Origin of the sequence: Bifidobacterium ramosum, from assembly GCF_009299505.1 — a bacterium.
Lineage (GTDB): Bacteria > Actinomycetota > Actinomycetes > Actinomycetales > Bifidobacteriaceae > Bifidobacterium > Bifidobacterium ramosum.
On the sequence record NZ_WBSM01000001.1, the window covers coordinates 160,973 to 174,977 of the forward strand.

The window sequence follows — 14,005 nt, forward strand, 5'->3', positions numbered from 1 at the left end:
TCGCCGGAAAATCGGCTGCATGTCCGTTAAGGGATCAGGCGTTCGTGAGTGGATCGGGGGCGACGACGGGCGGCTGGGGGCCGAGCCGGCGCTGGTCGCTGGGGGAGAGGCCGGCGTACTTGCGGTACAGCCGCGAGAAGTACAGCGGATTGTCGTAGCCGACCATGAGCGCGATCTCGTTGACCGGGTACTCGGTGGCGGTGAGCAGGTTGTACGCGTGCTTCATGCGCACGGACGTGAGATAGCGCTTCGGCGGCATGCCGGCCGCCTGCTTGAACAGGCCAGTGAACGTCGAATCGCTCATGCCGAGTCCGGCCGCGTAGTCGGTGATGGAGATGTCCTCGCTGAAATGCTCGTTGAAGTACAGGATCGCGTCCTGCACGAGCGTCGCCGACGTCGGATCGCTCGCCGTGAGATTCTCCGCCATCTGCCGGCGGATGCGGATCACCAGCGAGCGCAGCTGGTATTCGAGCAGCTGCCGGAACCCCTCGCGCCGCAGCTGCAGTTCGCGGATCATGGAGTCGAACAGCCGCCGGAACTCCGGGTCGGTGCCCACGTGCATGATGCCGTGCTGCGTGTCGGTGAACCCGGCCGAACGGAGCATCTCCTCGGCGGCGGTGCCGGAGAAATGCACCCAGCAGGCGTCGGTGCGGTAGTCGGCCGTGTACACGTACGACTGCGGTTCGCCCGGCCGGAACGCCACCATCGTGCCCGGGCCGACCACGAGTCCCGTGCCGTCCATCGTCTTGTCGAACCACGCCTGCCCGTCGTTGATGTAGACGATCTGGTAGTCGGCGCGGCCCTCCGGCCGGTACGTGCGCAGCTGCGGGCGCGTGATGAGCCGGTAGCAGCCGCAGCAGCCCACAGTGAGCGGCCGTTCGGTGTCGACGATCACGTCGCGCATTGAATCGATGAGGTATCCGCAGTTCGCGTACATATCGTCCGACTTGCGGGAACGTTCATACGATGGTTCATTTTCGTGCATACTTCATGATATGTTTCCGTGCTTGTCTCGTGCAATGCCGATGATCAGTGATCGTATTTCGTGCATGCTCCGATTCGTTTTGTCCATGGCGGCGCGATCGTCGCGATCGTATAGTGACGTACGGAACGCACACCGGACCGGCCGCAGCGCAGCGGTCGGCCGGCGCGGGTTCCGCGACCACAGGGAGTATTGACGATCGTGCGGCAACGGACCGCGACGATCATCGCGATCAAGGGAGAGAACATGACACAAGCGGTATCGGCGTCGGCTTCGGCCCGGACGGCTGCGCGAAGCGGCGCGGCGGACGCGTTGAGCGACGAGGAGCGCATCGCGCAGATCCACCGGGAACGGTCGTTCATCGGCCACCCGCGTGGCACCGGCTCGCTGTCCCTGCTCAATCTGGGCATGGGCGTCGGCCACGGCTCCATCAACGCCATCCTCATCTACTACATGTACGCGTCGGCGCCGGGCGGCCTCGGTTTCAGCCAGACCGAAGCCGCGCAGATCTTCTCGCTGTACAGCACCTTCATCGTGCTGTGCGGCCTGGTCGGCAGCTACGTGGCCGACCGCATCCTCGGTCCCCGTCGCGGCCTGCGCTACGCCCGTCTCGGCCAGGTCATCGGCTTCATGCTGCTCATGTTCCCGTTCCTCGGCATCGCCGGCACCATGGCCAGCCTCACCCTGCTGAGCGTCTCCGCGATGTTCGGCGGCCGCAGCCTTGAGGCGCTGCTCGGCATGCTGTACGCCGAAGGCGACGGCCGCCGCGCCGCCGCGTTCACCATGACCTACGTGTTCTCGAACATCGCCGGCATCTTCACCCCGCTCATCGTCGGCACGATCGCCCAATACGCGGGCTACTGGGCCGGCTTCGCGTTCGGCGCCGTGTTCGCGCTCGCCGGCTGGCTGCTGTACTTCCTCACCGAGAAGCGGTTCTTCGGCCCGCTCGGCCTGACGCCCGGCGATCCGATCGCCCAGGACAAGCGCCGCGGCTTCATCGTGCGTCTGATCGTCATCGTCGTGGCCGCGGTCGCCGTCGTCGCCACGCTGTTCATCATGAAGGTCATCACCATCAGCGCGTTCTCGAACGCGGTGAGCACGGCCGCCATCTTCATCCCGCTCGTCTACCTCGCGTACATCATCAAGAGCCGCAAGACGAGCCGCGCGGAATCGCATCACGTGATCGCCATCCTGCCGCTGTTCGCCTGCAACGCCGTGGCGATGTGGGTGTGGACGCAGACGATCACCATCATCTCGATCTACTCCGAGAAGTCCGTCGACCGCAACCTGTTCGGCTTCGAGATCACACCGGCCGCCTTCCAGACCTGGGGCAGCTTCCTCGCGGTGGCGTTCGGCACGCTGTTCGTGACCCTGTGGACGAAGCTCGGCTCCCACCAGCCGTCGAACGCGGCGAAGATGGGCTTCTCGACGATCATGTACGCAGCCGGCCCGCTGCTCATGACCCTGCCGTTCACGCTCTACCCGGCCGGCGTGAAGGTCAGCCCGCTGTGGGTGCTCGTGTTCTGGCTGCTCATCATGATTGGCGAGGCCAGCGGCGGTCCCGCGGGCTACGCGGCCGCCTCCGACGTGGCGCCGAAGGCGTTCGCCACGCAGATGATGACCGTCTGGGCGCTGTCCCAATCCACCGGCTCCGCGCTCAACTCGCTGTCGATCAACTTCTACCACGAAGGCTCCGAGGCGACCTACTTTCTGTTCGTCGGCGGCGTGACCGCGGTCCTCGGCATCCTCGTGCTCGTCTTCTCGAAGAAGCTCACCCACGCGATGGGCGTCGACGAGGCGTCGCTCAAGTAAGCCGACCGGTCGTGGCCGCGCATACGCCCTGTGCATACGCGGCCGCGACGCACGGTCATCGGCCGGCAGGTCACATCATCAACCAACCGATCAACCAAAGGAAGCACATCATGACACAGCCACTGTTCGACCGCTTCTACTACGGCGGCGACTGGAACCCCGAGCAATGGGACGAGAGCGTCTGGCTCCGCGACATCAGGATGCTCGAGGACGCCGGCATCAACGAGGCCACGATCAACGTGTTCTCTTGGGCGCAACTGCAGCCCAGCGAGGACGAATACGACTTCTCGACGCTCGACCGCATCGTCAAGCTGCTCGTCGACCATCGTTTCGGCATCGTCATGGCGACGTCCACCGCGGCCATCCCCGCATGGATGGCCCGCCGTCACCCCGACGTCATGTACGCCGACGAGAACGAGGTGCGCCACCACTTCGGCGAACGCCACAACCCGTGCCCGAACTCGCCCACGTTCCGCAAGTATGCGCCGCGACTGGCCGGCAAGCTCGCCGAGCGCTACGCCGGCACGCCCGGACTGGTCGCCTGGCACGTCTCCAACGAATACGGCGCGTACTGCTACTGCGAGAACTGCCGCGCCGCATGGATCGCATGGCTTAAGAACAAGTACGGCACCATCGACGCGGTCAACCACGCCTGGTACACGCACTTCTGGGGGCACACGCTCTACGACTGGGACGACATCGCCGTTCCCGACAAGCTCGGCGACGAATGGGAGCCCGGCTGCGCGACGCTCTCCGGCATGTCCATCGACTACCGCCGCTTCATGAGCCAGTCCATCAAGCGCTGCTTCACCGACGAGAAAACCGCGATCCGCGAGTACGACAAGACCACGCCCATCACCACCAACCTGATGAGCGTGTTCATGGACATCGACTACTTCGACCTCGGCAAGGGCATGGACGTCATCAGCTGGGACAGCTACCCGCGCTACGACTTCCCGGCCTCCGAAGTGGCCATGCGCCACGACCTCATGCGCGGCGTGGGCGGCGGCAAGCCGTACATGCTCATGGAGCAGACGCCGAGCCAGCAGAACTGGCAGCCGTACAACTCGCTCAAACGCCCCGGCCAGATGCGCGTGATGAGCTACCAGGCCATCGCCCACGGCGCCGACACCGTGCAGTTCTTCCAACTGCGCCGGTCGATCGGCGGCACCGAACGGTTCCACGGCGCGGTCATCAGCCACGCCGACACCGAGAACACGCGCGTGTTCCGCGAAGTCGCGCAGCTCGGCGCCGAACTCAAGGAACATGGCAAGGAGTACATGGGCGGGCGCGTCGACTCACAGGTCGCGATCATGTTCGACTGGGAGAGCTACTGGGCGATGTTCTACTCGTCCGGCCCGTCCGTGCTGCTCAAGTACGTCGACCAGATCCACCGGTACTACGCGGCGCTGTACCGGCGCAACATTCAGGTCGACATGATTCCCAGCACCACGCCGGCCGACCGGCTCGCGCGATACCGTGCGGTGCTGGCGCCCGCGCTCGTCATGGTCAAGCCGGGCGTGGCCGACGCGGTGGACGCGTACGTGCGCGGCGGCGGACGGTTCGTTGCCACGACCATGTCCGGCATCGCCGACGAGCATGACCAGGTCTTCCTCGGCGGGTATCCGGGCGCGTTCCGCGAGCTGTGCGGCTCGTGGGGCGAGGAGATCGACGCGCTGCCGCCGGAACGGCCGGTCAAGGTACGGCTCGGCGACGGTGGCGTCGCCGGGGCCGCCGGCGCCGGACGCGAGGTCGAGGGGACGATCGTGGCCGAGCTCATCCATCCGGTCACGTCGCGGGTGATCGCCACGTACGCGAGCGACTTCTACGCCGGCATGGCCGCTGCGACGGTCAACGAGGTCGGCGACGGCAAGGCGTACTACGTCGGTACCGACCTGGACACGGAGGGCATGGACTGGTTCGCCGACGTGCTGGCGCGCGACGCCGGCCTGCGCACCGTCGAGACGCCGGACGACGTGGAGATCCGCGTGCGCACGTACGACGACGGACACCGGCTCGTGTTCGTGCTCAACAACGGCGGCGAGACGCGCGCCGTCGACCTGCCCGAGGACCTGTCCGGCACATCGGTGCTCGACGGCGGGCGAATCGCGGGTCTGTTCGACCTCGAGCCGTATGGTCTGCGCGTGATCCGTCTCTGAGGTTGTAAACGGACATACAGCCGATTTTCCGACGAAAACGGCTGGTTGTCCGCAATGATTAAGCCCATATCGCTGAGGAACGTTCCCCGGTGATATGGGCTTTTCAACGTCAGCGGACATCCAGCCGTTTTCGTCGGAAAATCGGCTGGTTGTCCGCAAGGGGGAGGGGCGTTATCTCGCTCCGGGACGTCCCAAGTGGGTCGCCTCCCCGCACTTCGACGGACATCCAGCCGTTTTTGACGGAAAATCGACTGTATGTCCGTCAGGGAGTGTCAGTTGTTGGCGGCTTCGGCGTGGGCGGCGCGGCGGGAGCCGTCGACGGCGTCGATGACCAGCCGGCGCAGCGCGGCGTCGGTCTTGCCCGCCGGATGCGCGGCCAGCCACTCGTCACCGAGCTTCGTCAGCAACGCGGCCGGCGCGTGCTCCGGGTACAGGAACCGCAGCAGCACGTCCGCCACATGGAAGGAACGGTGCGTCCAGATCCACTCGGCCTCGTCGAAATACCGCTGCGCGTACGGTTCATACAGGTCCTCGCATCCCAGATCCGAGTTGAACGCCGGCGCCATCTCCCACAGCTGCGTGTGCGCCAGCGACTCGTCATGGAGCATGAGATCCCAGTACTTCGCCTTCGCTTCGGCCGTCGGGATCGCGGCCTTTGCAGCCAGCGCGTTCTCGCGGTTCTTCGAGGTGTCCGCCTTCGCCAGTTCGGTGTCGACGTCCGCCTCGGACAGGAATCCGCGTGCGGCCAGGGCGCGCAGGATCTTCCAGCGCATGCCGTCGTCGATCTCGATGCCCTCGAGCGCGACCGTGCCGTCGAGCAGTCCGCGCGCATGCGCCTCGAACCCGTGGTCCGCCGCGTACTTCGCCAGATAGGCGGTGAGCAGCTGGAACTGCTGGCCGGAACCGGGCTTGGCTTCGCCGATCTGCCTCCACACCTCCTCGGAGATGCGCCGCATCGTGGCCACGCGCCGCGCCGCCGGCACGTAATGCTGCGCGGTGATCTGCATCTCGCGCATGCTGTACGTGAACGTCGCCGCCTGATCCTCGGTCGGCAGCGCGCGCAGCGTCAGGTCGATGAACCGTTCGGCCGGGAACTCGCCGTCGCGCGTCATCGACCAGAACGACTGCCAGATCACCGCGCGGGCCAGCGGATCCGCGAACTGCGCGAGATGCTCGGCCGCGAAGTCGCGCGACCGCTCGTCCAGACGGATCTTCGTGTAGGTCAGATCGTCGTCGTTGACGAGAATCACATCCGGCCGGCGCAAGCCGACCGCCTCGGGCACGTCGGCCGTCGCGCCGTCCAAGTCGAGTTCGAAGCGCGCCGTGCGCGTCACCCGGCCGCTCACCTCGTCCAGATCGTAGAAGCCGACCGCGATGCGGTGCGGACGCAGCACCGGCCGTTCGCCCGGCGCGCTCTGGCGCAGGGTCAGACGGCTGATCGTGCCGTCTGCGGCAGTGTCGGCATCCGCCTCGACCATGGTCATGCCCGCGTGCTCAAGCCAGCGTTCGGCCCAGTCGCGCATCGGCCGGCCGCTGGCGCGCTGCAGCGATTCGAGCAGGTCGTCGAGCGTGGCGTTGCCGTACGCGAGCCGGGTCAGATAATCGTGGATGCCCTTGAAGAACGCCTCGCGGCCCACGTAGTACACCATCTGCTTGAGCACCGCCGCGCCCTTGGTGTAGGTGATGCTGTCGAAGTTGACGTACGTGTCGTTGAGATCGTGGATCGGCGCGACGACCGGATGCGTGGTCGGCCGCTGGTCGGCGTCGAGCGCGCCGTACTTCTGGCACGAGCAGAAGCTCGACCAGTCGTCCGGCCATCCGGCGGCCTCGCAGCCGGCCAGATAACCCATGAACGTGGCGAACGACTCGTTGAGCCACAGGTCGTTCCACCATTTCATCGTCACCAGATCGCCGAACCACATGTGCGCGAGCTCGTGCAGCAGCGTGCGGTCGCGATCCTCGAGATCGCCGGCGTCGACCTTCGAGGAGAACATGAACCGGTCGTGTACCACGACCAGGCCGATGTTCTCCATCGCGCCGGAACTGTATTCGGGCGCGAACACCTGATCGTACTTCGCGTACGGATACGGCACATCCCACTGTGCGGCGAAAAACGTCATGCCCTTCTTGGTCACGTCGAACAGGTACTCGGCGTCGCGGTCGAGCGCGTCCTCGAGCGACTGCCGGCAGTACAGGCCCATCGCGATGGTGCGGCCGTCTGCGTTGGCGTACGAGGAACGGCGTTCGGCGTACGGGCCGATCGCCAGCGCCGTCAGATACGACGACATGACCGGCGTCGTCTCGAACGTCCAACGGCGCACGCCCTCGGCCGGCCGGTCGACCAGCGTGCCCGGCTCGGTGAGCGCGCCGGGCACGTCCTCGCAGGCGGCGACCGGCGTGTTCGACAGCGCGAGCCACGACGCGGGCGCGGCGACGTCGAACGTGAACGTCGACTTGATGTCGGGCTGGTCGAACACCGCGAAGGCGCGCCGCGCGTCCGGCACCTCGAACTGCGTGTACAGGTAGACGTTGCCGTCGGCCGGGTCCACGCTGCGCTGCAGGCCCTCGCCGGTCTTCGAATACCGGCAGACGGCCTCGACGGTCACGACGTTGTGCTCGCGCAGGTCCGGCAGCGTGACGCGCGAATCGGCGTACGCCTCGGCCGGATCCAGCGCCGTGCCGTTGAGCGTGACCGAGACGACCTCGTCGGCGGTCAGGTCGAGGAACGTCGACGCGCCCGGCGCCGCGTCGAACGTGATCGTGGTGGACGACGGGAACGTGTCCGGCCCCTTCGTCACGTCCAGCGATATGCGATAGTCCGGCCTGCCGGCGACGACGGCACGGCGTTCGATGGCCTCCTGTTGGGTCAGATTGGTTCCCGGCATTGCGATGTTCCCCCTTGATCATGGGCGCCGGCCTGTGCGGGGAGCGCCCGGGTGAATGGTGTACCGTGCCCCGGTGCGCGGCGGCGACATCCACGCCGGCGTGTCGGAACATGGCTTCATCGTAGCCGCAAATCGCGCGGAAAGCCCGTGGAAACGGCGCAATGCCAACGATTATCCGCACAATCGAACAATAGTCCACTTGCCCGCCGAACCGTGCACCATGGGCGCAAGTGCGAACGGGAGTCCACCGAACATAAGTTCTGTCCATCGAACGGGCGCGTCTCGATCCCGTATCGTGAAGGCATCGCGCGGCGCACGGGAGCGTCCGCGGACGGATTCACACCGAGAGGAGATGCGACAATGCCTATCGTCGTGCATGAGAACACCAAGGTGTTTCACCTGTACAACCGGTATTTCAGCTACATCATCGACGTGCTGCGCAACGGCCAGATCGGCCAGCTGTACTTCGGCGCGCCGCTGAGGGACCGTGAGAACTTCACCCACATGCAGGTCAACGACCGGCGCGACATGGACCCCTGCGTCTACGAGGGCGACCAGAGCTTCTCGCTCGAGGACACCAAGCAGGAGTATCCGGTCACCGGCAACGGCGATCTGCGCAACATGGCCGCGACGATCGTCAACCCCGACGGCAGCCGGTACGCCGACTTCACGTACGCATCGTACGCGATCACGCCCGGCAAGCCGAAGCTCGACGGCCTGCCCGCGACCTACGTCGAGCACGACGACGAGGCCGAGACGCTGACGATCACGCTCGTCGACCATGTCACCAAGGTCGAACTCGAACTGTCGTACACGCTGTACGCCGACCGTCCGGTGCTCGCCCGCAACGCGCGCTTCGTCAACCACGGCGAGACGACGGTCACGCTCGACGCCGCGATGAGCGTCAACATCGACCTGTCCGACGCGCGCTGGACGATGCTCGACTTCACCGGTGCATGGGGCCGCGAACGTCATCTCGACGAACGCCCGCTGCATACCGGCGTCCAGTCCATCTACAGCCTGCGCGGCCACAGCTCGCACCAGTTCAACCCGTTCCTCATCCTCAAGCGCCCCGAAACCACCGAGGAGGCCGGCGAATGCTTCGGCGTGAGCCTGGTCTACAGCGGCAACTTCCTCGGCCAGGTCGAAGTCGACAACTACCACGTGACCCGCCTCATGATGGGCATCCACCCCGAAGGCTTCGCATGGCCGCTCAAGCCCGGCGACGCGTTCCAGACGCCGGAGGCGGTCATCGCGTACAGCGCGGACGGCCTCAACGCGATGAGCCAGGCCTACCACAGCCTGTACCGCACACGCCTCGCCCGCGGCTACTGGCGCGACCGGCCGCGCCCGGTGCTCATCAACAGCTGGGAAAGCACCTACATGCGGTTCGACGAGGACAAGCTGTACGGCATCGCCGCGAAGGCGCACGAGCTCGGCGTCGACCTGTTCGTGCTCGACGACGGCTGGTTCGGCCACCGCGACAACGACGAAAGCTCGTTGGGCGACTGGTTCGCCGATCCGAAGAAGCTGCCCAACGGCGTCGAGGGGCTGGCCCGCCGCATCACGTCGCTCGGCATGCAGTTCGGCCTGTGGTTCGAACCCGAGATGATCAGCAAGGACTCCAAGCTGTACAAGGCGCACCCCGACTGGATGATCCGCGTGCCCGACCGCACGCCGCTGCACGGCCGCAACCAGTTCGAACTCGACTTCACCAAACCCGAGGTCGTCGACTACATCGCCGAACAGATGGAGAAGATCCTCGGCACCGGACTCGTCAGCTACGTCAAGTGGGACATGAACCGGTCCATGACCGACGTGTTCTCGCAGGGCCGCCCCGCCGAGTTCCAAGGCGAGGTCTACCACCGGCAGATCCTCGGCGTGTACGCGCTGTACGAGCGGCTCACCGCGAAGTTCCCGAAGGTGCTGTTCGAATCGTGCGCCTCCGGCGGCGGCCGGTTCGACGCCGGCATGCTGTACTACGCGCCGCAGGGCTGGATCTCCGACGACTCCGACGCGATCGAGCGCCTCAAGATCCAGTACGGCACATCGTTCGGATATCCGATCTCCAGCATGGGCAGCCACGTCTCCGCCGTGCCGAACCATCAGGTGTTCCGCCGCACGCCGCTCAAGACGCGCGCCGACGTCGCATACTTCGGCACGTTCGGCTACGAGCTCGACGTCAACAAGATCCCGCCGGAGGAGCAGGAGGAGATCCGCGGGCAGATCGCGTTCTTCAAGGAGCATTACGACCTCATCGCGCATGGCACGTTCTACCGGCTCATCAGCCCCTACGGGGCCAATCCGGTCGGACTGCAGGAGGGCGCGGAGACCGCGTGGATGGTCGTGTCCGAGGACCGTTCGCGCGCGCTCGTGGGCTACTACCGCGCGCATCAGCCGGTCAACGAGGGCTACCGTTCGCTGCGGCTCGACGGACTCGATCCCGACCGCGAATACACGGTGAAGGACACCGCGTACCGCATGCCGCAGGTTGACGGCGAACGCTTCTACGGCGACGAGCTGATGCGGCACGGCTTCGACGTGTCCGACTCCGGCTTCGGCCCGTGGACGACATGGATCTACCAGGGCGACTATCAGTCGCGCCTGTTCGAAATCACCGCCTGCTGACGCGGACGACCGTCGGGCCGTGCGTCGCGACGACGCGTGACTGCCGCGGCGTGCGGTCCGGTCGCAAATGGATACCGTCGCTTCCCTGACGATGGGGGAGCGTCAAGTGGAAGAATCAAGAAGGAGCAATCCCATGAGTCAATCAACCAACCCGCAGGAGGCCGGCGCCGGCCACGATCTTGCGGAGAAGCTCCGACACGGCACGAAGTTCCTCGGCCACCCGAGCGCGGTGGGCACGCTGAGCTTCATGAACCTGTGCAATGGCTTCGCCTACGGCGGCATGAGCGCCATCCTCATCTACTTCCTGTACAAGCCCGCCCCCGAAGGCCTGGGCTTCACGGAGGCCGAGGCATCGCAGCTCATCTCGCTGTATTCGACCGCCGCCCTGCTGTGCGGCCTCGTCGGCTCGTACATGGCCGACCGTGTGCTCGGTCCGCGCAAGGCCCTGCGCCTCGGCCGTATCACCACGGCGCTCGCCTACGTGGTGATCTCCCTGCCGTTCCTCGGCGTGTTCGGCTACGCCGCCAACCAGATCCTGCTGTGCGTCGCCGCGATGATCACCGGCCGCAGCGTCGAGACGCTCGCCGGCAAGATGTACGACAAGCAGGACAAGCGTCGTGACGGTGCGTTCTCCATGCTGTACATCATCAACAACGTCGGCGGTGTGGCGCCGCTCATCGCCGGCACCATCGCGCTGGCCACCGGCTACTACCCGGCGTTCGCCCTGTGCGCCGTGTTCGCCGTGCTCGGCGTCGTCGCCTACCTGCTCACCGAAAAGCAGTTCTTCGGCCCGATCGGCGCGTTGCCGGACGACCCGGTGCCGCCAGCCAAGCGCACCAGCTTCACCGTCAAGGTGTTCGCCGTGATCGTCGTGGTCGTTGCGCTCATGGGCGTGCTGCTCGGCACCAAGCTCGTCACCATCGGCTCGTTCACCACCGTCGTCAGCACCTGCGCCATCTTCATCCCGATCGTCTACCTCGCCTACATCATGATGAGCAAGAAGACCACCCGCCCCGAGGCGAAGCGTCTGAGCGCCATCATCCCGCTGTTCGTGTGCAACGTGTTCGCCATGTGGGTGTGGACGCAGTCCACGTCGATCCTCGCGACCTACGCCGACACCACCGTCGACCGCAACCTGTTCGGCATGGAGATCACCCCGGCCGCGTTCGGCACCTGGTCCGCCGCGCTCGCCGTCATCTTCGGCATCGTCGTGACCACGCTGTGGACCCGCCTCGGCGACCATCAGCCCACCGTCGTCTCCAAGATGGGCTTCGGCACCATCCTGTGGGGTGCCGGTCCGCTGTTCATGGCCATCCCGTTCGTGCTCTATCCGGCCGGCCAGAAGGTCAGCCCGCTGTGGCTGCTCGTCTTCTACGTGTTCATCATGCTCGGCGAGGCCATCACGTCGCCGTCCGGCTACTCGGCCGCCTCACTGGTCGCCCCGTTGGCCTTCTCCACCCAGATGATGACCGTCTGGTCGATCTCGCAGTCCACCGGCGCCGCGCTCAACGCGATCTCCGTGAACTTCTACCACGAAGGCTCCGAGGCCCCGTACTTCGCGGCCATCGGCGGCATCACGATCCTCGTCGGTCTGATCGTGCTGGTCTTCACCAAGAAGCTCGGCAAGATCATCACAGCCAAGGTCGACACCGACGTGAACGCCTGACCGTTTCCCTCGAGCGGGAAGGGGTTTCGATCCCCTAACCTTTAACGACCTCTAACGGACATGCAGCCGATTTCGGTACCGAAATCGGCTGCATGTCCGTTAGAAGGAAGGATGCTGGTGGGGTACATAGCCGAGAGTTTTTCGTTTCTCAACGGACAACCAGCCGATTTCGATATACGAATCGGCTGGTTGTCCGTTTTCGTTATGTGCCGGGGTATGCGTGTGCCGTGCGTGTGTGTTGCGCGTGGCGCGGCATCGAAGAAAAATACACCTCATCGCATCATGTTCACCTACGCGGCGAGGCCATGCCGCGATACGCTGGAAGACAACGGACAGGACGGCCGCCACGATGCAGTAGGGGAGGCGGCGATCCGGTCCTACGGACACAGGCTCCCACAAGGAACGTCCGCACCACGCGTAGTCGACGGCGACGTGCCCACCCGATCAACCATCACCTCAGTCGTATCATCAGCGCACCGGTCATATCCGGCCGTACCCGACCGGTACGGACGGCGGCCATACCGGTCGCAGAAGGAGCATCCATGACCATCTACCGCGACATGCGTCCGTCGGAACTCGACGACGTCATCGACCTCATCGACCTCTCGTTCGGCGGCATGCGGCCGAACGGGGCCCTGTCCAAAACATACGGCCCCGAACCGAACCAGCCGGCGCGCCACGTCGTCGCCGAAGACGAGACGACTGGCCGTCTGCTGGCGGTCGCCGCCATGTACCCGCAGACCTTGAGCGTGGCCGGCCATACGCTGCACGCCTGGTTCCTCGGCGTGGTCGGCGTGCATCCGCGCCACCGCGGCGAAGGCCACATGCAGGGCGTCGTGAACCTGCTGCAGCAGGAGGCACGGGACGCCGGCGACGTCGACCTGCTCGTGCTGTGGGGACTACGCCACCGCTATGCGTACTTCGGCTACACGCCGTTCGGCTATGAGTATTCGTACGGCATGAACGGCAGCGACGTCAAGCACGCGCTTGCGTCCGTCGACGCCGACGACGTCGCCTTCCGACCGCTATTCGACGAACCGGGTGACGTCGAGATCGCCCAGCGACTCAACGACGCGCGCACGGTGCATGTGGAACGTGACGGCGCCTATCTCGACCGCACGCTGGCCCACCTGCGCAGCGACGCGCTCGCCGCGGTGCGCGGCGGTGAGGTGCTCGGCTACCTGACGCGCGACCGGCGCAACCCATCGCAGGTGCATGAGGTGGCCCTGTTCGACCCGCGGGACGCCGGAGCGGTGATGAAGGCGTACTGGACGTCGCTGCAGCCGCGCGGGCTCGACTCGTTCGACCTGCGCATCAGCCCGACCGACGTGGGACTCAACGAGCAGCTGTCGATCTTCTCGGAAGGCGCGTCGGTCGAAAACCTCACGCAATGCGACATCCTCGACTATGCGGCCATGATCGAGGCGTATCTCGCGGCGGCCAACGAATCGTGGGGCGTGGAGCCGGGACGGTTCAGCGCGGTGCTGGATGGGCAGCCGGTCACCGTGACCGTCGCCGACGGCGCGGTGCATGCGGAGCGTGTCGCGGACGACGATGCGCCGCGGCTGGACAAGGCCGATGCGCAGACGCTGCTCGGCGGCCTGTGTGCGCGATACCGCCGCGACCTGCCGCATACGCCGGCCGGCTGGTTCCCGCTGCCGGTGAGCTGGTACTGGTCCGACCTGAACTAGCGGTTTCCTTGGGTGGGGAGTTTTTTCCCCATACGCCGCTCTCCTTAACGGACATGCAGCCGATTTCGGTACCGAAATCGGCTGCATGTCCGTTAGAAGGATGGAACGCTGATGGGAATACCCAGTCGAGGGTTTTCCTTTCTCAACGGACAACCAGCCGATTTCGGTATTCCAATCGGCTG

At 65.6% G+C, this 14,005-nt stretch carries 7 protein-coding genes; 5 read left to right on the forward strand and 2 right to left on the reverse strand.

Features of this window, described 5'->3' with window-relative positions; translation table 11 throughout:
* Positions 1-34 precede the first annotated feature (34 nt).
* The gene (locus DSM100688_RS00640) at positions 35-985 is read right to left on the reverse strand and encodes an AraC family transcriptional regulator (RefSeq protein WP_152357252.1); all 951 of its coding nucleotides are present in this window, start codon (positions 983-985) and stop codon (positions 35-37) included.
* Between the two features lie 243 nt (positions 986-1,228).
* Between DSM100688_RS00640 and DSM100688_RS00645 the strand changes: the two genes are divergently transcribed.
* Together DSM100688_RS00645 and DSM100688_RS00650 are read left to right on the forward strand one after the other, a co-directional pair.
* Complete coding sequence (locus DSM100688_RS00645) at positions 1,229-2,794, forward strand: peptide MFS transporter (RefSeq protein ID WP_152357253.1); 1,566 nt, start codon at positions 1,229-1,231, stop codon at positions 2,792-2,794.
* A gap of 110 nt (positions 2,795-2,904) precedes the next feature.
* Entirely contained in the window at positions 2,905-4,953 is a 2,049-nt protein-coding gene (locus tag DSM100688_RS00650) for a beta-galactosidase (protein ID WP_152357254.1), read from the forward strand.
* Between the two features lie 272 nt (positions 4,954-5,225).
* Here the strand turns inward: DSM100688_RS00650 and pepN are convergent, their stop codons facing one another.
* Positions 5,226-7,838: an aminopeptidase N gene (gene pepN, locus DSM100688_RS00655; protein ID WP_152357255.1), complete on the reverse strand. Its 2,613-nt coding sequence runs from the start codon at positions 7,836-7,838 to the stop codon at positions 5,226-5,228.
* A 360-nt stretch (positions 7,839-8,198) separates the two neighbouring features.
* On the opposite strand from pepN, the gene DSM100688_RS00660 reads away from it, so the two are divergent.
* From DSM100688_RS00660 to DSM100688_RS00670, 3 genes are all read left to right on the forward strand, one after another.
* The gene (locus tag DSM100688_RS00660; RefSeq protein WP_152357256.1) at positions 8,199-10,466 is read left to right on the forward strand and encodes an alpha-galactosidase; all 2,268 of its coding nucleotides are present in this window, start codon (positions 8,199-8,201) and stop codon (positions 10,464-10,466) included.
* A gap of 133 nt (positions 10,467-10,599) precedes the next feature.
* On the forward strand, positions 10,600-12,132 hold the full coding sequence (locus DSM100688_RS00665) for a peptide MFS transporter (protein WP_152357257.1): 1,533 nt from the start codon (positions 10,600-10,602) through the stop codon (positions 12,130-12,132).
* A gap of 542 nt (positions 12,133-12,674) precedes the next feature.
* Positions 12,675-13,823: a GNAT family N-acetyltransferase gene (locus DSM100688_RS00670; RefSeq protein ID WP_163146753.1), complete on the forward strand. Its 1,149-nt coding sequence runs from the start codon at positions 12,675-12,677 to the stop codon at positions 13,821-13,823.
* The last annotated feature ends 182 nt before the right edge of the window (positions 13,824-14,005 follow it).